20 protein-coding genes are annotated in these 21902 nt (G+C 71.3%); 11 read left to right on the plus strand and 9 right to left on the minus strand.

What is annotated here, in order from left to right; translation table 11 throughout:
- Positions 1 to 109 precede the first annotated feature (109 nt).
- The 4 genes from ACIBVL_RS33140 to ACIBVL_RS33155 all read left to right on the plus strand — a co-directional run bounded on the left by ACIBVL_RS33140 (position 110) and on the right by ACIBVL_RS33155 (position 4933).
- A complete protein-coding gene (locus tag ACIBVL_RS33140) occupies positions 110 to 1057 on the plus strand; it encodes an ATP-binding cassette domain-containing protein (protein WP_399103019.1) in 948 nt (315 codons plus the stop codon).
- Positions 1054 to 2616 (plus strand): ABC transporter permease subunit, encoded by a 1563-nt coding sequence (locus ACIBVL_RS33145; RefSeq protein ID WP_399103021.1) that lies wholly within the window; start codon positions 1054 to 1056, stop codon positions 2614 to 2616. The genes ACIBVL_RS33140 and ACIBVL_RS33145 overlap by 4 nt, the downstream gene beginning before the upstream one ends.
- Complete coding sequence (locus ACIBVL_RS33150) at positions 2613 to 3449, plus strand: ABC transporter permease (protein ID WP_399103024.1); 837 nt, start codon at positions 2613 to 2615, stop codon at positions 3447 to 3449. The genes ACIBVL_RS33145 and ACIBVL_RS33150 overlap by 4 nt, the downstream gene beginning before the upstream one ends.
- A 332-nt stretch (positions 3450 to 3781) precedes the next feature.
- Positions 3782 to 4933 (plus strand): acyl-CoA dehydrogenase family protein, encoded by a 1152-nt coding sequence (locus tag ACIBVL_RS33155; RefSeq protein ID WP_399103026.1) that lies wholly within the window; start codon positions 3782 to 3784, stop codon positions 4931 to 4933.
- A gap of 100 nt (positions 4934 to 5033) precedes the next feature.
- Here ACIBVL_RS33155 and ACIBVL_RS33160 read toward each other — a convergent pair whose 3' ends face one another.
- From ACIBVL_RS33160 to ACIBVL_RS33185, 6 genes are all read right to left on the minus strand, one after another.
- On the minus strand, positions 5034 to 5549 hold the full coding sequence (locus tag ACIBVL_RS33160; protein WP_399103029.1) for a PaaI family thioesterase: 516 nt from the start codon (positions 5547 to 5549) through the stop codon (positions 5034 to 5036).
- Between the two features lie 76 nt (positions 5550 to 5625).
- On the minus strand, positions 5626 to 6600 hold the full coding sequence (locus ACIBVL_RS33165; protein ID WP_399103031.1) for an LLM class flavin-dependent oxidoreductase: 975 nt from the start codon (positions 6598 to 6600) through the stop codon (positions 5626 to 5628).
- The gene (locus ACIBVL_RS33170; protein ID WP_399103034.1) at positions 6597 to 9092 is read right to left on the minus strand and encodes a GNAT family N-acetyltransferase; all 2496 of its coding nucleotides are present in this window, start codon (positions 9090 to 9092) and stop codon (positions 6597 to 6599) included. Before ACIBVL_RS33170 ends, ACIBVL_RS33165 begins: the two co-directional genes overlap by 4 nt.
- A 37-nt stretch (positions 9093 to 9129) precedes the next feature.
- Complete coding sequence (locus ACIBVL_RS33175) at positions 9130 to 10209, minus strand: amidohydrolase family protein (protein ID WP_399103037.1); 1080 nt, start codon at positions 10207 to 10209, stop codon at positions 9130 to 9132.
- Between the two features lie 96 nt (positions 10210 to 10305).
- Complete coding sequence (locus ACIBVL_RS33180) at positions 10306 to 11268, minus strand: electron transfer flavoprotein subunit alpha/FixB family protein (RefSeq protein ID WP_399103039.1); 963 nt, start codon at positions 11266 to 11268, stop codon at positions 10306 to 10308.
- A 59-nt stretch (positions 11269 to 11327) separates the two neighbouring features.
- Complete coding sequence (locus tag ACIBVL_RS33185) at positions 11328 to 12089, minus strand: electron transfer flavoprotein subunit beta/FixA family protein (RefSeq protein WP_399103332.1); 762 nt, start codon at positions 12087 to 12089, stop codon at positions 11328 to 11330.
- A gap of 161 nt (positions 12090 to 12250) precedes the next feature.
- Between ACIBVL_RS33185 and ACIBVL_RS33190 the strand changes: the two genes are divergently transcribed.
- The 7 genes from ACIBVL_RS33190 to ACIBVL_RS33220 are packed head-to-tail and all read left to right on the plus strand — an operon-like array spanning position 12251 to position 19214.
- Positions 12251 to 13573 (plus strand): phenylacetate--CoA ligase family protein, encoded by a 1323-nt coding sequence (locus ACIBVL_RS33190; protein WP_399103041.1) that lies wholly within the window; start codon positions 12251 to 12253, stop codon positions 13571 to 13573.
- Positions 13573 to 14283: a hypothetical protein gene (locus ACIBVL_RS33195; protein WP_399103043.1), complete on the plus strand. Its 711-nt coding sequence runs from the start codon at positions 13573 to 13575 to the stop codon at positions 14281 to 14283. The genes ACIBVL_RS33190 and ACIBVL_RS33195 overlap by 1 nt, the downstream gene beginning before the upstream one ends.
- Before the next feature lie 23 nt (positions 14284 to 14306).
- A complete protein-coding gene (locus tag ACIBVL_RS33200) occupies positions 14307 to 15218 on the plus strand; it encodes an SDR family oxidoreductase (RefSeq protein ID WP_399103045.1) in 912 nt (303 codons plus the stop codon).
- Position 15219: 1 nt separating this feature from the next.
- A complete protein-coding gene (locus ACIBVL_RS33205; RefSeq protein WP_399103047.1) occupies positions 15220 to 15693 on the plus strand; it encodes a Zn-ribbon domain-containing OB-fold protein in 474 nt (157 codons plus the stop codon).
- Positions 15690 to 16838 (plus strand): thiolase family protein, encoded by a 1149-nt coding sequence (locus ACIBVL_RS33210; RefSeq protein WP_399103049.1) that lies wholly within the window; start codon positions 15690 to 15692, stop codon positions 16836 to 16838. Before ACIBVL_RS33205 ends, ACIBVL_RS33210 begins: the two co-directional genes overlap by 4 nt.
- A 16-nt stretch (positions 16839 to 16854) precedes the next feature.
- Positions 16855 to 18102, plus strand: coding sequence for an acyl-CoA dehydrogenase family protein (locus ACIBVL_RS33215; protein ID WP_399103052.1), 1248 nt, complete (start codon positions 16855 to 16857; stop codon positions 18100 to 18102).
- The gene (locus tag ACIBVL_RS33220) at positions 18099 to 19214 is read left to right on the plus strand and encodes an acyl-CoA dehydrogenase family protein (protein ID WP_399103054.1); all 1116 of its coding nucleotides are present in this window, start codon (positions 18099 to 18101) and stop codon (positions 19212 to 19214) included. The genes ACIBVL_RS33215 and ACIBVL_RS33220 overlap by 4 nt, the downstream gene beginning before the upstream one ends.
- Before the next feature lie 56 nt (positions 19215 to 19270).
- Here the strand turns inward: ACIBVL_RS33220 and ACIBVL_RS33225 are convergent, their stop codons facing one another.
- The 3 genes from ACIBVL_RS33225 to ACIBVL_RS33235 are packed head-to-tail and all read right to left on the minus strand — an operon-like array spanning position 19271 to position 21879.
- A complete protein-coding gene (locus ACIBVL_RS33225) occupies positions 19271 to 20428 on the minus strand; it encodes an acyl-CoA dehydrogenase family protein (RefSeq protein WP_399103056.1) in 1158 nt (385 codons plus the stop codon).
- A gap of 30 nt (positions 20429 to 20458) precedes the next feature.
- Positions 20459 to 20971, minus strand: coding sequence for a DoxX family protein (locus tag ACIBVL_RS33230; RefSeq protein WP_399103059.1), 513 nt, complete (start codon positions 20969 to 20971; stop codon positions 20459 to 20461).
- Complete coding sequence (locus tag ACIBVL_RS33235) at positions 20968 to 21879, minus strand: SDR family NAD(P)-dependent oxidoreductase (RefSeq protein WP_399103061.1); 912 nt, start codon at positions 21877 to 21879, stop codon at positions 20968 to 20970. Before ACIBVL_RS33235 ends, ACIBVL_RS33230 begins: the two co-directional genes overlap by 4 nt.
- Positions 21880 to 21902 lie beyond the last annotated feature (23 nt).

Raw genomic sequence — 21902 nt, forward strand, 5'->3', positions numbered from 1 at the left:
CACCACCGCACCAGGACACGTACCAGGCCAGGCTAAGCCGAGGCGCCTAACAGCGAGATGACAGCGGCCGTTCGGTCCCTGTAACTCGATCCGTCACAGGGTGGGGCCCATGAGCGATGAGAGTACGAAGGCGACGATCGAGGTCATCGGTCTGCGTAAACGCTTCGGGCCACAGCTGGCTCTGGACGGAATGACGTTCACCGTGCGGCCCGGACGGGTGACCGGCTTCGTCGGCCCGAACGGCGCGGGCAAGTCCACCACCATGCGCGTGATCCTGGGCCTTGACGCGGCTGAGGAGGGAAAGGCCCTGGTCGACGGGGTGCTATACCGTACCCTGCGTCGCCCGCTTCGGCATCTGGGGGCACTGCTCGACGCCTCCGCGCTGCAGCCGAGCCGCACCGCCCGTAACCACCTGCTGTGGCTGGCCCACTCACAGGGCGTGCCGGCCCGGCGCGTGGACGAGGTCATCGATCAGGCTGGCCTGGGCACGGCGGCCCGGCGCAAGGCCGGCGGCTTCTCGCTGGGCATGCGCCAGCGCCTGGGGATCGCGGCGGCGCTGCTCGGTGACCCGCCGGTCGTCATGCTGGACGAGCCGTTCAACGGCCTCGACCCCGACGGCATCGTGTGGATGCGCGGCTTCCTGTCGTCGCTGGCCCGGCAGGGCCGCGCCGTCCTGGTCTCCAGTCACCTGATGAGCGAACTCCAAGACACCGCGGACCATCTCGTGGTGATCGGCCGCGGCCGGGTCGTCGCTGACGCCAGCGTGTCCGAGCTGCTCGCCGAGGCATCCGGCGGCCGGGTCACCCTGCGTACCTCCGCGCCTCCGCGCGCCGCCCAGGTCCTGCACGGCGCGGGCGCCACCGTTCTCGCCACCGGCCCCGACACCCTCGGCGTCACGGGCCTGCCCGACGAGGAGATCGTGGCCCTGCTCGCCCGGAACGGGGTGCCGTTCTCCCAGGTGTCCACGCATCGGGCGACGCTCGAAGAGGCATACATGGAGCTCACCCGGGACGCGGTGGAGTACCGGGGCATCCCGGCGAGGGAGGCCACGCGATGACAGCCACCCTCACCCCTCGCCCCCCGGCCACGAGGCGCGCTGAGCGGAGCGGGTTCCTCAGGACGCTGCACGCCGAGTGGACGAAGTTCCGTACGGTACGCGGCTGGGTCCTCGCCATGGCGGGGGCGCTCCTGGTGACGATCGTGGTCGGCCTGCTCGGCACGGCCGCCCCCGCCCCCGGCGGTCGCGGCGCCGACTCCGCCTCGTACCCGAAGGGCCCCGGCGGCGAGGCCGTCAACGACAGCTTCTACTTCATCCACAAGACGCTCACCGGCGACGGCGCCCTCACCGTTCCCCTGCGGTCGCTGACTGGTGTGGCCGACACCGGGACCGGCAAGGCGGCCCAGGGCGCCCAGCCCTGGGCGAAGGCCGGGATCATCGTGAAGGAAAGCCTCACCCAGGGATCCCCGTACGCGGCGGTCATTGCCACCGGCGGCCACGGCGTACGCATGCAGTACAACTACACGCACGACACGGCGGGCCCTTCCGGCAAGGTCTCCCAGGAGTCCCCGCGCTGGCTGCGCCTGGTCCGCTCCGGTGACAGTCTCACCGGTTCCACCTCCACCGACGGCTCCCACTGGACCAAGGTCGGCCATGCGAAGCTGCCGAGACTTGCGCGCACCGTGCAGGCCGGGCTTTTCGCGACGTCACCGGAGGCGAAGCAGGACACGGCGGCGGGCGCGGGCTTCAGCCCTGCCGTGGCCACCGGCACCTTCGGCCGCCCCGCTCTCACCGGCGACTGGTCCCAGGGGGCGTGGAGCGGCACACAGGTGGGCGGCGACGCGGGCACCTCCGGCAGCTACACGAACACCACCAAGGGCGGCTTCACCCAGACCGACGGCGGCGGGTTCACCGTGACCGGGGCCGGTGACATTGCACCGGTCGTCGGCGGGCCCGTCATGGGCGTCGGTTTCTCCGTCGAGAACTTCCTTGTCGGCACCTTCGCCGGGCTGATCGTGGTGATCGCCGTGGGCACGGTGTTCATCACTGGCGAGTACCGGCGCGGTCTGCTGCGTACGACCATGGCGGCAACTCCCCTGCGGGGCCGGGTGCTTGGTGCCAAGGCGCTGGTGGCCGGCGCCGTCGCGTTCGCCATGGGCCTGGTGGCCGCCGCGATCACCGTTCCCATCGGGGAACGCAGCGCGCTCGGCAGGGGCTTCCATGTCTTCCCCGCCACGTCGGCGACCGAAGTGCGCGTCATGGTCGGCACCGGCCTGCTCTGCGCGGCCGCCGCCGTGCTCGCTCTCGGCGTCGGTGCCCTGCTGCGGCGCAGCGGCACGGCTGTCGCCCTGGTCATCGCGTCGATCGTGCTGCCCTTCCTGCTTGCCACCTCCGGCGTACTGCCCCCGGGCGTCTCGGAATGGCTGCTGCGGGTGACCCCGGCTGCCGGCTTCGCCATCCAGCAGACCCTGCCGCAGTACGCACAGGTGCTCAGCGTGTACGAACCGTCGACCGGCTACTACCCGCTGGCGCCCTGGGCCGGCCTCGCCGTGCTGTGCGGATACGCCGCGCTCGCCTTCGGTCTGGCCGTGGTGCGGCTGCGCGGGAGGGACGTATGAGTTTCCTGAGCGGTGCACGACTCACGAGCACGGCGGACGGCGCGTGGCGAGGGGACTTCGGCCGCGCCCTGCGCGCGGAGTGGACAAAGCTGCGCACCGCAGAGGAAATGGGCAGGTTGCTCCTGCTCGCCGTCGCGCTGACCGTGGCCGTCGGCTGCGGCACTGCCAAGGCCGTGAAGTGCCCGGACGCGGGGTGCGGCCAGGATGCCGTCAAGCTCGCCCTGACCGGCGTCACCGTCGGGCAGGCGGTCATCGCCGTCTTCGCGGTGCTGGCCGTCAGCGGCGAGTACGGCACCGGGATGATCCGCACCACGCTCATGGCAGTGCCGAACCGGATCACCGTCCTTACCGCCAAGGCAACGGTCCTCACCACGGTCGTCCTGGCCTCCGGGACGGCTGCCGTCCTGGTCTCCCTCCTCGTCGGCCGCTACATCCTGCCCGGCAACGGATTCACCGAGGCGCACGGCTATGCCCCGCTCTCCCTGGCCGACGGCCCGACCCTGCGCGCGGCCGTGGGCTCGGTTCTCTACCTCGTCCTGATCGCCCTGCTCGGCCTCGGCGTGGCGACCGCGGTACGGGAGGCGGCGAGCGCCATCGGGATCGTGCTCGGGCTGCTCTACCTCTTCCCGGTCGTCACCCGGGTGGTCAACGACCCGGAGTGGCAGCGCCACCTCCAGCAGATCTCGCCCATGACCGCCGGGCTCGCGATCCAAGCCACCGTCCATCTGCACGAGCTGCCCATCGGGCCATGGGCCGGCCTGGGCGTGCTCGCCACGTGGGCCGCGGCCGCGCTGCTGGTCGGCAGCCTGCTGCTGCACAGGCGCGACGCGTAGCCGAATCGAGCTGTCCGCGAGCACGGTGGCTTCGGGCCCCTCCCCGGCCCGGCGCCGATCCCAGGGGCCGGCTTTCACGACAGAGTTGGCCTGCCCGGACATCGGCACGGAAGACAGCGACACCAGGGGCCCCGTGCTGCTGGCTGAGCGCTCCGCCCGGAGGCGTCCCGGCGTGACACCTCGCGCGGCGAGCCCCCTGCGCGGTGGTGTCCTCGGGCAAGGCGCGAACACGAGCGAGGAGCGTTCGTGTGGCGGTACTGTCGCCCCGCCCTCTATCCGCTAACATAGAACAATTAGATAGATGAATAGCCTAGCGTTGGCGAGGAGTGGCCGTGGACTTCGGGCTGACCGATGAGCAGGACCTGTTGCGTGCGACGGCTCGGAAGTTCGTCGCCGACGTGTGCCCGGCCGAGAAGGCCAAGCAGTGGGACGAGGAGGGGGTCGTACCGCCCGAGCTGTTTCGCGGTATGGCCGAGCTGGGGTGGTTCTCGCTCCCGTTCGCCGAGGACGAGGGCGGTGACGGTGGCGGCCCGCTGGAGCTCATCCTGATCGCCGAGGAGCTGGGTCGGGCCAGCTTCGACGTGGCCATGTGCTACATCGGGGTGCTCATCCCCGGCATCACGGTGTTCCGGTGGGGCAGCGAGGCGCAGCGCGACTTCGTCCGCGAGCAGGTGATGACGGGCCGCCACCGGCTCGCCGTGGGCCTCAGTGAGCCGGACAGCGGTTCCGACGCCGCGGCGTTGCGCACCACCGCCGAGGACCACGGGGACGACTTCCTCGTTCGCGGTCAGAAGGCCTGGTGCACGGGTGGCGGCCTGCCCGACACGACCATCGCCACGTACGTGCGGACCGGGCCCCGCGAGCCCAAGCACGGCGGCATCAGCCTGCTGCTCGTCGATCCCACGACCGCGGGCGTCGAGGTGCGCCGGACACCGACGCTGGCCCGGCACATCCTGGGCACCAACGAGGTCTTCTTCAACGACGCCCTGGTGCCGAAGGAGAATCTCGTCGGCCCGCGCGACGAGGGCTGGAAGGTGATGCTCTCCAACATCGAGTTGGAGAAGGTGATCATCAGTGGGGGCTATCTGGGCGCCGCGCAGGCCACGCTCGACGAGATGCTCGACTACGCCCGCAACCGACACGCCTTCGGCCGGCCGATCGGCAACTTCCAAGCCCTCGCACACGCCATGGCCGACCTTCAGACCGAGATCGACTCAGCCCGGTTGCTCGCCTACCGGGCTGCCTGGCTGCTCGCCCAGGGCAAGCCCTGCACACGTGAAGGGTCGATGGCGAAGCTGAAAGGCTCGGAGACCTACGTGGCAGCCGCCCGGCTCGGGATGCAGGTCTGCGCCGGTCACGGGTTCTCGACGGAGAGCGTGATGAGCTTCCGGTACCGGGAGTCGATCGTCGCCACGATCTCCGGGGGCACGAGTCAGATCCAGCGTAACGGCATAGCCCGCAGCATGGGGCTCAGGTCCTACTGAGCCCAGCCACGCCCGCCTGCCGGCTGTCCCTTCTGAGCTCCGCCTCCCCGGCCTGCCGGCTGTCCCTTCTGAGCTCCGCCCCCCGGCCTGCCGGCCGTGCCTACTGAGCCCCGCCGTCCTGACCGGCCAGCCACTCCTGGTGCCGTGCGAAGTGGCCCTGGTCCCGGGTCACCCAGATCCCGGAGGCCCGGGCCAGCACGGCCCGCGTCGGCAGCAGCACCATCTCGCCCGCGATGTACCAGCGCCTGCCCTCCCGCTTCTCCACCCAGGCCCGGACCTCCAGCGGCCGCTGCACCGGCACCGGCTTCACGAAGCTCACGGTCAGTTCCGCCGTCACGCTCAACACCCGGTGCAGCAGCGGCAGATGGCCGAGGCAGTCGTCCAGTACGGCCGCGGTCCAGCCGCCGTGCGCCACATCGGGCCCGCCCTCCTGGTCTCGCGGGCAGGACAGCTCGAACCGCGCCGCCCCCTCCTCGTCGAGCCGCTCCTGCTCCACTCCCAACCGGCAGGAACCGGCGGCGCGGCACGCCCCGCACAGGGCCACCCCGCCGGGAGTCCGCGGCGGCTCCTGGAAATCGGCCCCCGCCCAGGGCCCGGTCGGCGGCGTCGTGGACATGGTGTGACTCCTCGTGTCGGGCGTCGGAGTGTCGGACATCGAAGTGGCAGGCATCGGATTGTCAGGCGTCGGAGTGTCAGACATCGGCAAGCAGCGGGCGCAGCTTCCCGGCGATGAGCTGAACCTGCCGGCCCACCATGTCCTCGGGCATCCCGGCCAGCGAGGCCCACAGGAACACACCCTCCACCGGCAACCCTGCCACGTAGGCCTTGATGGCATCGGCGACCTCCTGCGGAGTGCCGTAGAGGAACTGACCGACACCGGTCGCGCTCAGTCCCGTCTCCCGCCACTTCTCGGGGTCGATGGGGCGGGGGAGCGGCTGGTCGGTGCCCTCCACCATGTACCGGCGGTAGCTGTCCCACTGGTACGCCAGGTGTTTGCGCACCACCGGCCAGTCGCCGTCGGGGTCCTCGGTGACGAACGTGGTGAACGAGCCCTGCATGCGGCCCGCCGCCGTGTCGTACCCGCTTTCGGCGAGCCCTTCCCGGTACGGCGCCAGCAGGGCAGGGTTGAGCGACAGCAGCCCCGTGCCGAGCCGGCCGGCCCGGCGGGCGCCCTGCGGGCCCTGGTAGCCGAGCCAGATCGGCAGCGGATTCTGGACCGGGCCCGGGGTGACCAGGGATTCGGCCCACAGGCCGCGGATCTCCCGTACCCGCTGATCGGTCGTGGTGTAGCGCTTGGCGATGTCGGCGCCGTACAGCCGGTACTCGGGTACCCGGTAGCCGGTGCCGAGCCCGAGGTCCAGGCGGCCGTCGCTGATGATGTCCACGAGGGCGGCCTGTTCGGCGATCTCGGGGGCCGCGTGCAGCGGTGCGGGGATGACCGCGGTGCCCAGGCGGACCCGGCGGGTTCGGGCGGCGGCCGCGGCGGCCATGGTGAGTGGCTGGGGGAGGTAGCCGTCCTCGAAGCCGTGGTGTTCCGAGAACCAGACCGAGTCGAGGCCGAGGCGGTCCGCCTCCTCGCACATCTCCAGGGCGAAGCCGTAGACCCGCGACCAACTACTCTGCCACGGTGGCGGGTTGCGCAGGTCGAAGTAGACGCCCACCTTCATGAGGAACCTCCTGCTGCTGTGCTGTCGGCCAGTCGGATCGTCGCCTGCGCGACGACCACTCCGTCCCCGGGCGGCAGGAGCCGTACCGGGCGCAGTTCCAGCGCCTCGATCTCGGGGTGGTCCTCGACCATCGCCGAGATGCGCAGGACGGTCTCTTCCAAGGCCGCGAGGTCCACCCCCGGACCCCCGGCCCGGCCGTCCAGCAGCGGGGCGGCCCGCAGCGATCGGACCATCTCGCGGGCGTCGCGGTCGCTGAGGGGGGTGACGCGGTGGGCGACGTCCGCCATGAGGTCGGCGTAGTCACCGGTGAGGCCGAAGGCGACCACCGGGCCGAAGACCGGGTCGGCGCGGACGGTGAGGAACGCGTCCGGTGCGGCTTCCGATCCGGGGCCCGGTACACCCCCGCGCACGGCGATCCCGTACGAGGCGAGCAGGTCGGCGGCGACCGCTGCGGGGACCGGGCCGGGGGCACAGGAGGTGATCAGCGACCGGGCGCGCGCGGTGTCGATTTCCGCCAGGTCGGGTACGACGCCCGCGGGGGTGCTTCGCCAGGTCTGGTAGGCCGCGGCGTGCCCGAGCGAGGTGGCGGCGGCCTCGGGGAAGGTGTACGTGGGTACCACCAGATCGCCCCGGTGCAGAAGGTCGGCGACCCCCGCGCCGCCCAGGAAGCTGGCCAGCACGGGTTTGTCGGGCCGGGCCGCGGCCGCGTCGAGGATCGCCGAGGCCACCTCGTCGGGCTTGTCCGCCAGCGGCGGCATGAACAGGACGACGGCCGCGTCGATGCCGTCGTCCGCCAGGGCGGCTTCCAGGGCCTGCCGGTAATGGGCGGCGGTGGCCGTGGGCGTCAGGTCGATCGGGTTGGAGACGTCGGCGTGGGGCGCGAGGACCGGACGGAGCGTCTGCCGGGTGCGGTCACCGAGCGCGGGCACGCACAGACCGCTCGCCGCGCACGCGCCGACCGTCAGAGCCGCCGGGCCGCCCGCGTTGGTGATCACGGCGACCCGGTTGCCGGGCGGGGGAGGCTGGTGGGCCAGCAGCAGGGCGACGTCGAACAGCTCCTGGAGGCTGCGGGTGCGGATCACACCGGACTGCGCGAACAGCGAGCTCACCGCAGAGTCCGCGTGGCCCGGATGGACCGCGACGATGGGTTTGCGCGGTGCGATCCGGCGGGCGACGCGGGCGAACCGGCGCGGGTCGCCGAAGGTCTCGACGTGCAGCAGGATCACCGAGGTCCCCGGATCCTCCTCCCACCACTGGAGCAGTTCGTCGGTGGAGACGTCGACGGCGTGGCCCACCGACACGAAGCCCGAGAAGCCGAGTCGCAGCCGCCGGGCGTAGTCGAGCACCGCGAGACCGAGCGGCCCGGACTGACTGGACATCGCCACCCGGCCGGGCGTCGGCAGGGCGGGCGAGAAGGTCGCGGCCAGTCGCGCCCCGGGGGTCGTGTTGACCACGCCCATGCAGTTGGGGCCCACCAGCCGCATTCCGGAGGCCCGGGCGAAACGCGCCAGCTCCAGCTCGCCGGCCCGTCCTTCGACTCCGGTCTCTCCGAAGCCCGTCGAGACGACGACCACCGCCTTGACCCCGGCCTCCGCGCACTCCCGTACGACAGCGGGCACGGCCTCGGCCCGGACGGCCACCAGCGCCAGGTCCGGCGGCTCGGGCAGGTCCCGGACGCTTGCGTACGCCCGCGCCCCGGCGATCTGCTCGGCCCGCGGGTTGACGGGGAACACGCTGCCGGCGAAGCCGCCCCGCAGCAGGTTGGCGACGATCTCGTGGCCGATCGTCAGCGGGGCGCGGTTGGCGCCGATCACGGCGACCGAGCGAGGTTCGAGCAGGGGCCTGAGCGAGCGCCGTACGGCCGTTTGCTCGCGGCGCTCGGCCCGCGCCACGGCCTGGGCCTGCGGATCGACGGCGATCTCGAAGTGGATGATCTGGCCGGGCGGACCGGCTTCCGTCCGGTAGCCGGAGCCGAGGAAGACGTTGATCATCCGGGCGTTGTCGGCGAGGACGTCGGCCTCCAGCACGCGGATGCCTCGTGCCCGCGCGGCGGCGGCGATGTGCTCCAGGAGCAGCCTGCCGAACCCCTCGCTCTGGTGGTCGTCCCGGATGGTGAACGTGACCTCGGCGTGTTCCGGTTCCTCCGGGTCGCGGACGTAGCGCACCAGGCCGGCGATCTCGTCCCCGGCCAGGGCGACGAGCGCCAGCTCGTTGAGGTAGTCCACGTGGGCACCACGCCGGATGACGTCGTCGCGGGCGCGGACCACGGGGCCGAGGGAGCGGTAGGCCAGGGTGGCCCGGGACAGCGTGCCGACGAAGGCGACCAGGCGGTCGGCGTCCTGGGGCCGGATCGGCCGGACGAAGGTCGACCGCCCGGTCCTGACGAGTCCGGGCCGTTCCAGGTCCTCGGGATACGAGGGATGCGCGGGGCCCGAGGGGCGCGGGGAGTCCGAAGGGTGCGGGGAGTCCGAGGAGTACGGGGGAGTGGTCACGTTGATTCGTCCGGAAGCCTCGAGCCGTCGGCGCCGCTCAGACGGCCGCCTCCTGGGGAGTCTGCTCCGGCAGCCGGAAGAGCTCGTTGAAGGTGCCGCGCGTGACGCGTTCGCGGATGTCGTCCGGCACGCCGTCGAACAGGTCGTGGAGCGTGGACTGGGTGTGGCCGTAGGTGCCTTCCAGGTGGGGGTAGTCGTCGCCCCACATCACGTTGCGGTAGCCGGTCGACTCGACGATCTCCACCGAGCTCTTGTCGTGCTGGAAGGAGGCGTACACCTGCTGCCTGATGATCTCGCTGGGCAGCCGGCTCAGCTTGGGCCGGACGAACATGCCGTGCTGGCGGTAGGCCTCGTCCATGCGGTCGCCGATGGCCGGCACCCATCCCGCCCCGCCCTCCGCGATGAGGATCCTCAGGTCGGGGTGGCGGTCCAGGGCGCCGCCGGCGACCATGTGGGACACGACGCGCATGCCCGGATAGGTCGTCTCCATGTAGTTGACGACCGCGCCGCCGGGTCCGCGGAAGACGACGTTCTGCGCGCCGGTGCCGATGTGGAAGCCGAGCACCAGCCCCGCCCGTTCGACCGCGCTCCACAACGGCTCCCAGCGGTCCAGGGCGTATTCCTCGCCCGGTCGTGTCGAACAGGGCAGGAAGACCGCCTGGAAGCCCAGTTCCGCCACCCGTTCGACCTCGGCGACCGCGTCGTCGATGTCGGCCGTCGAGACGCAGGCCGTGGTGATGACGCGCTTGTTCTTGCGGAGGATCTCCTCGTGGGCCCAGTCGTTCCAGGCCCGTACCGTCTCCCGGGCGAGCTCCCGGTCGGTTATCGACACGAGCCAGAACCCCATGGAGGGGAAGGCCAGTTGGCCCCACACGCCCTCCTGGTCGAGGTCCTTGAGCCGGACCTTCAGGTCCCAGGCGCCCGGCGGGCGCATCGCGTCCATGAAGTCGCCGAGCTGGCGGTCGATGCGCTCGCCGTCGATGTAGAGCATCTCGTACTTCTCGCCGCGCTCACTGCGCGGCGCCCGCGCGCCCAGCCGCGCGGACAGCCGCTCGGTCCACACGTCGGCGGGCTCCATCACGTGGGAGTCCCCCGAGTTGACCCAGATCTTCGTCATGACGCTCCTTCGGGTCACGGTTGCAAGCTCAATGGATGCAATCAGTTAGCGATTTTAGTTGTATGGGTGGCTGAAGGGAAGGCCGGCCGTGAAAGATCAGCTCCGGCGCCGCTCGATCTCGTCCACCAGCTGCGGCAGCACCGCGAAGAGGTCCCCGACCACCCCGTGGTCGGCGAGCTCGAAGATCGGTGCGTCGGCGTCCTTGTTGACGGCGACGATGGTCTTGGACGTCTGCATGCCCGCCCGGTGCTGGATCGCGCCGGAGATGCCGGCGGCGAGGTAGAGCTGCGGGGAGACCTGGGTGCCTGTCTGGCCGACCTGGTGGCTGTGCGGATACCAGCCGGCGTCCACGGCGGCTCGGGACGCCCCGACGGCCGCGCCGAGCGTGTCGGCGACCCGTTCGATGAGCGCGAAGTTCTCGGCGCCGTTCACCCCGCGACCGCCGGAGACGACGATGTCGGCCTCGGTCAGCTCGGGCCGGTCGCCCCGCTCCCGCGGTGTGCGGGACAGGACCCGGACGGCGTGCGAGGCCGGGCCGAAGGTGACGTCCTGCTTCTCGACGACGGGCTCGGCGGGGGCGGCCTCGGGGGCGGCGGCGTTCGGCTTGACCGTGATCACCGGCACGCCCTGGGTGACGTGCGCGGTGACCTGGTGCGTCGCGGCGAACGCCGACTGCTCGGTGACCGGTCCGTCGGGTCCCGCGGTGACATCGACGGCGTCGGTGATGAGTCCGGAGCCGAGCCGCAGGGCGACCCTCGCGGCGATCTCCTTGCCGTCCGGCCCGGACGTCAGCAGGATCGCGGCCGGGCCGGTGCGCTCGGCGAGCTGTGTGAGGGCGTCCACGGCCGGGGTGACGAGGTACTCGTCGATCTCGGGGGCGTCCACGACGTGGATCTTCTGGGCGCCGTACCGGCCGAGCACCTCGGTCGCGCTGTCCGCGCCCGGCCCCAGGAGGACGGCCGAGGGTTCGCCCAGGCGGCGGGCCAGGGTGAGCAGTTCGAGGGTCGGCTTGCGTACGGCACCGTCGACGTGGTCGACGAGGACGAGGATCTCTGCCACGGTGATGCAACTCCTTCAGGTATGTCGGGGCGGGGCAGGCAGGTCAGGGCGGGGCGCGGTCAGATGAACTTCTTGGCCGTGAGGAACGCGGCCAGTCCGACGCCGCCCGTCCCCTCGTCGGCGACGATCTCGCCCTTGGTGCGCGGCGGGCGCCGGGTCGCGGTGTCCACGGCCGACCGTGCCCCGGCCACGCCGACCTGTGCGGCCTCGATGCCGAGGTCGGCGAGGCCGAGGGTCTCCACCGGCTTCTTCTTCGCGGCCATGATCCCCTTGAAGGAGGGGTATCGGGCGTCCCCGGAACGGTCGGTCACCGAGACGACGGCGGGCAAGGCGCCCCGTATCCGGACGGTGGCGCCTTCGCTCTCGCGGCGGCCGGTGACGGTTCCGTCCTCGATCGCCAGGTCCTCGAGGTGGGTGACGGCCGGGACGCCGAGCCGTTCGGCCAGCAGCGCGGGCAGCACGCCCATGGTTCCGTCCGTCGAGGCCATCCCGCACAGCACGAGATCGAAGCCGTGCCACTCGATCGCCTTGGCCAGCACCAGTGACGTACCGAACGCGTCGCTGCCCTCGATGTCCTCGTCACTGACGTGGATCGCCGCGTCACCGCCCATGGCGAGGGCCTTGCGCAGGGCGTCGCGCGCGTCGTCGGGTCCGACGGTGAGATGGCTGATCTCGACGTCGGCGTCCGACTCGGCCAGGCGCAACGCCTGCTCGACGGCGTATTCGTCGAGTTCGGACAGCAGCGAGTCGACCGACGCCCGGTCGGTGGTGCCGTCCTCGGTGAAGGTGCGGTCCGCCGTGGCGTCGGGGACATGCTTCACGCAGACAACGATCTTCACGGGGCCCTCCTGTGGTTCAATGAGTTCTAATAGTTAACTATATAGGCCGACGGGAGCGCGAGTCTCGCGTTCAATCCGTCGAATTGGTTGACTGATTGCGCTGATAGCTGGAAGATCTGGGCACTGAGCCGCGAGGAGGCGCCATGGTCGGTGACAGGGACACCGCTGACAGGTACTTCGAGCCCCAGGTGGAGACCATGCCGCGCGAGGAACTGCGCGCACGGCAGGAGAAACAGCTCCTGGAACTCGTGGAGTACGCCTACGCCCACTCGGCCTTCTATCGCGAGCTGTGGGATGAACACGGCACCCACCCGCGGGACATACGCTCCCTGGAGGACTTCCGGGCACGCGTCCCGTTCATCACCAAGGACATGATCCGCGCCTACCGGAGTCGCACCGGCGATCCCTTCGCCGGCCTGCTCTGCGTCCCGGTCGAGGAGCTGACCTCGGTCTCCTCCAGTTCCGGAACCACCGGCGACCCGGAGTTCTTCGCCGAGATCTGGCAGGACGCCCCGCCCCTGGTGACCGCACAGGTACGGGACCTGTGGGAGCTGGGCCTGAGACCCGGCGACCGGGTCCTGAGCCCGCCCGGCACCTTCCGCAACTTCATGGACGCCGGCTTCCAGGCGCTGGGCGCGGTGGTCATCGAGGTCGACACCTGGATGGGCAACATGCCCGAGGTCGTCGAGGCCCTGCGCACCTATCGCCCCGCGTACCTGCAGATGATGTATCCGCAGATGGTGGAGCTGGAACACCTGGCCGAGAAGACCGACCTGAGGGAGGCCTTCTCCTCCCTCAAGGGCGCCTCCTGCGCCGGCCAGCCCCTCAGCCGGAAGATGCGTGAGCGGATCCGCGACGACTGGGGCATCGACGTCTACGAGTACACCAGCGCCGCCGACACCGGTACCGCCTGGGAGTGCCGCGAGCACGACGGCTTCCACCTGTGGGAGGACACCGTCTTCGCGGAGTGCGTCGAGGTCGACGAGCGCGGCTGGCGCGACGTCCCCGAGAGCGACCTCGGTGAACTGGTCGCCACCGACCTGGACAACCGGGCCGCGCCGCTGATCCGTTACCGCAGCGAGGACCTCGTCCGCCTCTCCCGCGACACCTGCGGCTGCGGCCGCACCCACGCCCGTATGTGGGTGGCCGGGCGGCGCGGCGACGAGACGGTGGTCCGGGGACGCTCCGTCGTCCTGCGGGACGTCTGGCAGGCGGTCGAGGACCAGCCGGAGACGGTCGCGGGCGTCTTCCAGATCGTCCGGGACCGGCGCGAGGTCGACGAACTGCGGCTGCGCGTCGGCTACGACCCCCATCTCACCGGCGACGTCGACGCGCTGGCGGGACGCCTGAGCGAGGCCGTGCGCGAGCGGACCGGAGTCAAGCCGGTGCTCGACATGCGCACCGAGGAGGACCTGTTGAAGACCATGACCAGTGTCGCCAAGTTCCCCCGGGTGGTGAAGAGCTGATGGCCCGCGCCGACACCCTGGCCCGTGCCAGGACGCTCGACCGCCCCGAACTCGCCTACCTCCTGCGCTTCCCCACCGCCGACGGCGTCCGGGACCTGGAGCTGACCTGGGCGGAACTGGCCCGCGACACCGAGTGGGCCACCGCGCGGCTGCGGGAGCACGGCCTCGCCGCCGGACAGCGGGCCCTGCTGACCGCCTCCGGCTTCGAGGGCTTCTGGGGGCATGCGGTGATCGGCGCCCTGCGCACGCTGAAGGTGCCGTACGGCATCGCCGAGGCGATGGGCTGGGACCACCGCCGCACCGCCGTCTTCCACCGCGAACTGACCCCGCACGCCGTGATCGGCCTGTCGGCCCAGACGCTGGAAGGACTCGCCGGCACGGCCGACATCGGCGAGATGTTCCGGTCCACGCCCGTCGTGCTGGCCCGGCCCACCGCCGTACCCGTTCTGCGCGGAGTCGGGGTGACCGCCTCCGTGATCTCGGCGGTGGGTCCGGCTCTCGCACTGGAGTGCCCCGAGCGCAATGGCGCACATGTCAACGCCGCCGCATGGCGGTTCGGCGAGCGGGACGGACAGCTGACCGTGGCCGCGGGGGAGGGGGGCACCTCGCCCCTGCCCGAGACACCTCTCGGCATCACCGGACGCGTCGTCACCGGCCGTTGCGGCTGCGGCAGCGACAATCCGCGAATCCTGCTCGCCGAGGCCAACTGACCTTTCCGATGGAGGAATTGAGCATGTCTGAAGGAGTGGTCGAAGGCCGGATCGCGGTCGTCACCGGCGCCGGCAACGGGATCGGCCGGGCGCACGCCCTGGCGTTCGCCGCGCACGGGGCGAAGGTCGTCGTCAACGACCTGGGCGGCGGGCGGGACGGCGCGGGCGCTTCCGCCGGTCCCGCCGAGAGCGTGGTCGACGAGATCGTCACGGCCGGTGGCGAGGCGGTGGCCAACACGGACGACATCTCCACCTGGGAGGGCGCCGGCCGGCTCGTCCGGCAGGCCGTCGACACCTACGGCGGTCTCGACGTACTGGTCAACAACGCCGGAATCCTGCGCGACCGGATGATCGTGTCGATGACCGAGCGGGACTGGGACAGTGTGATCGCCGTCCACCTCAAGGGCAGCTTCGCCACCCTGCACCACGCGGCGGCGTACTGGCGCGAGCGCGCCAAGTCCGGTCAGGACAACGACGCCCGGGTGATCAACACGACCTCCCCGTCCGGCATCTTCGGGAACCCCGGCCAGTCCAACTACGGCTCCGCGAAGGCCGGCATCGCCAGCCTCACCCTCATCGCCGCCGCCGAACTCGCCCGCTACGGCGTGACGGTGAACGCCATCGCGCCCACCGCGCTGACCCGGCTGACCGACGACATCGAGATGATGAAGCAGGCCGCCGAAAGCCAGGACCTGACCCCCGAGGCCATCTCACCGCTGGTGGTGTGGCTGGGCTCGGCGGCCTCCCGCGAGGTCACCGGCCGGGTCTTCGGCGTCGTCGGCAACCGGATCACGGTCCTGGAGGGCTGGGTCAACGGCCCGGCCGCGACCGCCGACACCCGCTGGACGCCGGAGGAGCTGTCCTCCGTCGTCCCGAACCTGGTGGCCAAGGCCGCTCCGAACGCCGACGCCCTGGGCAACCGGAACGGGGCCTGAGATGACGACGACACAACGCCCGGTCGCCGAGGGCCTGTTCACCTGGCCGCCCGCCGCTGCGCCCCTCCGGCTGATCGGTTCCGAGTGCAGGGTGTGCGGCCTGGTGAGCTTCCCGGCCGCCGCGACCTGCGTCCGGTGCGCGAGCGACGAGTCGAGGGAACGGCTCCTGGCGGACCGCGGCACGCTGTGGACGTACACGACGCAGGACTTCCGCCCCCCGTCCCCGCCGTACGACGGCCCCGAGAGCTTCGAGCCGTACTCCGTCGGATACATCGAGCTCCCCGGCGAACTGCTGGTCGAGGCGCGACTGACCGAAGCCGACCCGGAGAAGCTGAGGATCGGGCAGGACATGCGCCTGACGCTCGTGCCCTACACCCTCCAGGACGACGGCACCGAGGTCGTCACCTTCGCGTTCGCCCCGGTCGAAGAGTCCACCCGGATCGAAGAGTCCACCGGCAACGAGGAGGCGTCATGACCGAGGCCGTCATCATCGGGGTGGGCCTGCACCCCTTCGGCCGCTTCCCCGGCAAGCCCGCGCTGGACATGGGCGCGGACGCGGTACGGCTGGCACTCGCCGACGCGGGCGTGAACTGGCCTCAGATCCAGGGCGGTTACATCGGCAGCTACGAGGTCGCCAACCCGGACGCGATCGTCGGCCGGCTCGGCCTGACCGGCGTACCCCTGCGCGGAGTCTTCAACGGCTGCGCGACGGCCGGTACGGCGGTGGCGCTGGCCGCCCGCGCGATCGAGACCGGCGAGCACGACCTGACCATCGCCATCGGCCTGGACAAGCACCCACGCGGAGCGTTCGCCGCCGACCCGTCCGTGGCCGGCATCCCCTCCTGGTACGGGCAGACCGGGCTCTTCCTCACCACCCACTTCTTCGGCATGAAGATCAACCGCTATATGCACGAGCACGGCATCTCCCACGAGACGCTCGCCCGCGTGGCCTCGAAGAACTTCCGCAACGCGGCCGGCAACGAGAAGGCCTGGCGCCGCACGCCCCTCACGCCCGAGGAGGTCCTCGCCTCCCCGGTCCTCAACTACCCGCTGCGCCAGTTCATGTACTGCGGCCCGAACGAAGGCGCCGCGGCGATCGTGATGTGCCGGGCCGACCAGGCCCACAAGTACACGTCCACACCCGTACGGGTCCGCGCCACCGCCCTGCGCAGCCGCAGACTCGGCGCGTTCGAGGTGCAGAGCCCGTCGTTCCCGGTCGGGGAGCCCGTGGACAGCCCGAGCGTGGACGCCTCCCGGGACGCGTACGAACGCGCGGGCATCGGCCCCGAGGACGTCGACGTCGCCCAGCTCCAGGACACCGACGCCGGGTCGGAGATCATCCACATGGCGGAGAACGGCCTCTGCAAGGACGGGGAGCAGGAACGCCTCATCGCCGAGGGCGCCACCGAGATCGGCGGGCGGCTCCCGGTCAACACCGACGGCGGACTGCTCGGCAACGGGGAACCGATCGGCGCGTCCGGACTGCGCCAGATCCACGAGATCGTCCTCCAGCTGCGCGGTACGGCGGGCACGCGCCAGATCCCCGGCACACCGCGCGTCGGCTACACCCACCTGTACGGCGCGCCCGGCGCGTCGGCGGTGACGATCCTCTCGACCTGACAGCGGAGCGAACGCGATGGAATCCGACGACATGCGGGACTTCGCCGCCGAGGCGCGCCGTTTCCTCGACGAGCACGTGGCGAAGGCCCCCGACCGCACCGCCGTCACCTGGGGCGAGGGCGACGACTCGATGGCGTACTTCAGCAGCCTCCCGCCCGAGGAGGAGCGGGAGTTCGTGCAACGCGCCCGGGAGTGGCAGCGGATCCGCCACGAGAACGGCTTCGGCTGGATCACCGGACCGGTGGAGTACGGCGGCCGGGGCCTGACGCCCGTCCACGACCTGCTCTACGACGCCATCGAGTCGGAGTACGACGTCGCCGACACCGGGGTGCTCAGCGTGATCGGCCTGGGCATGATCGGGCCGACGATCCTGGCCCACGCCCAGCCCCACATCAAGGACCGCTGGCTGCCGGCGATGTACCGCGGGGACGCCATCGCCTGCCAACTGTTCAGCGAACCCGGCGCCGGATCCGATCTGGCGAGCGTGGCCACCCGGGCGGTTCGCGAGGGCGACGACTGGGTGCTGAACGGGCAGAAGGTGTGGACGTCGGTCGCCCAGCACAGCCAGATCGGCCTCGCCCTGACACGTACCAACCCCGACGCGCCCAAGCACCGTGGCATCACGGCCTTCCTGGTCCCCATGGACGCCCCCGGAGTCGAGGTCCGGCCGCTGCGGCAGATGACCGGCGGCGCGGACTTCAACGAGGTCTTCCTCACCGACGTACGCATCCCCGACGACCACCGGCTCGGCGAGGTCGACGGCGGCTGGACCGTCGCCCTGACCACACTGATGAACGAGCGCGCGACGGTCGGCAGCGAGGGCGCCGGCCCGGTGGCCGCCGCCCTGTCCCCGGACCACCTCTCGGCGCTCATGCGGGCCACCTGGACCTGGGACGACCGCGCCCTGCGTGCCCGCCTCGCCGAACTCCTCGTCGACGCTCTGGCCACCGAACACCTCAACGCCCGCGCCCTGCGCAAGCTTCGCGGCGGAGTCGTGCCCGGCCCCGAGATGTCCGTCTCGAAGCTGATGTACGGCCAGAACCTGACCCGAGCGGCGCACTTCGTGTCCGACGTGCTCGGCCCCCGGATCATCGCCGACACCGGCCAGTGGGGCACGTACGCCTGGACCGAACTGCTCCTGGCCACCCCGGCGTTGCGGATCCTCGGCGGCACCGAGGAGATCATGAAGAACATCCTCGCGGAACGCGTCCTCGGCCTGCCCAAGGAACCGGTGACCACCGCTGCCAAGGAGGTGCGGTCGTGACCGCCGACGAGAGCGAACTGCGGGAACTGCGGGCGTCCGTACGAGAGTTCCTGGAGGCCAAGTCGCCCGAGGAAGCGGTGCGCAAGCTCATGGAGAGCGAGCCGCGCTTCGACCCTGCGGTGTGGTCCCAGGCGGCCGACCAACTGCGCCTGCCGGGCCTGGCGATCCCGGAGGAGTACGGCGGCGACGGCTTCGGCCTCGTCGAACTCGGCGTCGTCCTGGAGGAGATGGGCCGCGCGCTGTTCTGCGCCCCCTTCTTCGCCACCGTCCTCCTGAGCGCCCAGGCACTGCTGGCCTCGGGGGACGAGGAGGCCTGTGCCCGCCTGCTCCCCGGCATCGCGACGGGACGGACCACGGCCACCCTGGCCGTCGCCGAGGACCACGGCTCCTGGGACCCCGCCATGGTCTCCGCGCGTGCCGTGCCGGACGGCGACGGCGGCTGGACGGTACACGGCCGCAAGTGCTTCGTCATCGACGGTACGACGGCCGACCTGATCCTCGTCGTCGCGCGTACCGTCGCCGGACCCACCCTGTTCGCCGTGGAGCGGGACGCCGCGGGACTCGCGGCGGAACCGATGGAGGCACTGGACGCCACCCGGGCCATGGCCCGGCTGACCCTGGACGCCGTGCCGGCGACACTCGTCGGGACGCAGGGGGCGGGCGGACGCACCATGGCCAGGGTCCTGGACATCGCCTCGGTCGGGCTGGCCGCCGAGCAGGCGGGCGGGGCGCGCCGGTGCCTGGAGACCAGCGCGGACTACGCCCGCGTCCGCCATCAGTTCGGCCGGCCGATCGGCTCCTTCCAGGCGGTCAAGCACAAGTGCGCCGACATGCTCGTTCAGGTGGAACTGGCCGAAGCGGCCTCCCGCGAGGCGGCCCGGCTCGCCGACGAGGACTCCCCGGACTTCCCGGTCGCCGCGGCCGTGGCCCACGCCTGCTGCTCACGGGCGTACATGGTCGCCGCCATGGAGAACATCCAGGTCCACGGTGGCATCGGCTTCACCTGGGAACACCCGGCCCACCTGTACTTCCGACGGGCCAAGTCCTCACAACTGCTCTTCGGCGGCCCGGCGGTGTACCACGAGCGGCTGCTGGACCGGCTCGGAATCTGACAGACGCGACATAGGTGAAGGCCCCGGGGGATCCGGGGCCTTCACCTATGTGCCGCTCAGCCGCGCGCCGCCTCGCCCAGCAGCGCCTTCGCGATGATGACCTGCTGGATCTGGCTGGTGCCCTCGTAGATGCGGAACAGCCGGGCGTCGCGGTAGAAGCGCTCGACGGCGACTCCGCGCATATAGCCCGCGCCGCCGTGGATCTGCACGGCGCGGTCCGCGACCCGCCACACCATCTCGCTGGCGAAGTACTTCGTGCAGGACGGGCCGATCTTGGTGTCCGTGCCGGCGTCGAAGGCGCGGGCGGCCTCCAGGACGGTGGCGCGGCCGGCGTAGTAGTCCGTCTGCGAGTCGGCGATCAGGCCCTGGACGAGCTGGAAGGAGCCGATGAGCTTCCCGGACTGCTTGCGGGTGCTCGCGTAGCCGACCGACTCGTCGACCAGGCGCTCGGCCATGCCGACCATCAGCGCGGAGATGTGCACCCGCCCGTGGGCGATGCAGCCCATCGCCGTGGCGAAGCCCCGGTTGAGGCCGGCGTCCCCGCCGACGAGGGCGGATACGGGGACCCGGACGTCGTCGAAGAACACGTCCGCGGTCCAGGCACCGAACTGGCCCATCTTGTGGTCCTTGGGCGCCACGGTGAGGCCCGGGGTACCGGCCGGCACCAGGAAGGTGGAGATGCCGCGGGTGCGCGGGGCATCCGGGTCGGTGCGGGCGAACACCATGAAGACGTCGGCGAGCGGGGCGTTGGTGATGTAGCGCTTGGCGCCGTTGATCACCCACTCGTCGCCGTCGAGATGTGCCCTCGTGGTGAGCGTCGAGGGATCGGAGCCCGCCTCGGGCTCGGTGAGCGCGAACGAGGCCAGAACGTCCCCCGAGGCGATCCTCGGAAGCCAGTGCGCCTTCTGTTCCTCCGTGCCGCCGACCATGAGGACATGGCCCGCGATGCCGTTGTTCGTGCCGAACATCGAACGCAGCGACGGGGTCGTGTAGCCCAGCTCGAACATCAGCTGGGCCTCCTCGAACATCGACAGACCCAGTCCGCCGTACTCCTCGGGCAGCGCGAAGCCGAACAGACCCATCTTCTTGGCCGCCTCGCGGATGTCCGCGGGCATCTCGTCCTTCTCGTCGATCTCCGCCTCGAGCGGCACGACACGGTCCCGGACGAAACGCCGGACCTCGGACAGCACCGCGCTGAAGTCAGCCGCGTCCATGTCGACTCTCCCTTGTTGCCCTCATCGGTCTCATTGATCTGTCTCGTCGGGTTTCTTCTCGGGCCGGTAGCACAGCGCCAGCAGTGCCGCCGCGCTCGCCGTGCCGATCGAGGCCGCCAGCAACGCGTGTCGGCTGCCCCCGTGTGGGCGTCGCAGCAGACCGTCGAGCGAGTACCGCCCGTTGCCCAGCGCGGCCAGCGCGACGGCCGCGCCGCCCACGACACCGGCGTACTCCCAGCCGCCCTTGAAGACGAAGAAGCCCTTGCCGCGGTGGTCCGTGCGAGCGGCCACGGTCATCAGGCCGACGGCTGCCGCCGCAGGGAGGGGGTTGGCGGCGCCGAGCGCGATACCGACGCCCGCGGCCATCTCGGTGCCGGCCGCCATGCGGGCGTGCACCTCGGCCGGCTTGAGACCCAGCGCCTCGAACCAGCCCGTGGTGCCCTTGAGCCCGCCCGGTCCGGCGACCTTGTTCCAGCCGTGCGCGAAGAGCATCGGGCCGAGGGTCGCGCGCAGCACGAGCGCGGCGGTGTCGTGGCCCTTCACTGGCCGACACCCGTGGCCCGGCCCGCGGGCACGGAGCCGTACAACTGCGGTACCGCGTCGACGAGTTCGTCGTAGGTGAGAGCCTGCCCCGACTTGCTCGGGTGGACGGCGGCGACCGTCCAGCCCTGCAGCCGGTTCAGCCGGTTCCCCTCGATGCGCAGGACCTGGCCGGTCAGCCAGGCCGCGCTGTCGGAGGCCAGGTAGACGACGACCCCGGAGGCGTTGGCGGGATCGCGCGGGTCGAAGCCCTCGGTGGCCTGGAGGGACTCGCCGACGGCCAGCCCGTCCGTCATCCGCGTGGCCGCGATCGGCGAGATGGCGTTCGCGGTGACCCCGTAGCGGCGCATCTCCAGGGCGGTGAGGACCGTGAGCCCGGCTATCCCGGCCTTCGCCGCCCCGTAGTTGGACTGCCCCTGGTTGCCGAACAGGCCGGTCCCGGAGGTCGTGTTGATCACGCGGCCGGCGACCCGCTCACCCCGCTTCGACGCCTCGCGCCAGTACGCGCACGCGTGCCGGGTGAGCGCGAAGGTGCCCTTCAGATGCACCGCGATGACGGTGTCGAACTCGGCCTCGGTCATCGAGAACAGCATGCGGTCGCGCACGATGCCCGCGTTGTTCACGACGATGTCGAGGCGGCCGAACTCCGCGACGGTGTCCGCGACCATCGTCCCGGTCGCCGCCCAGTCGGTCACCGAGGAGTGGTTGGCGATCGCCCGGCCGCCGAGCTTGGTGATCTCGGCGACGACCTCGTCGGCGGGGGAGTCGCCGGTCTGCTCGCCGTGTAGGCCCGAGCCGAGGTCGTTCACCACCACGGTCGCGCCGGCCTCGGCGAGCGCCAGACAGTGCGCCCGGCCGAGCCCTCTGCCCCCGCCGGTGACGATGGCGACCTTGTCGTCGAGGATGCCCACGCCGTACCTCCAGATGTAAGAGT

This window comes from Streptomyces sp. NPDC049687, from assembly GCF_044465285.1.
Lineage (GTDB): Bacteria > Actinomycetota > Actinomycetes > Streptomycetales > Streptomycetaceae > Streptomyces.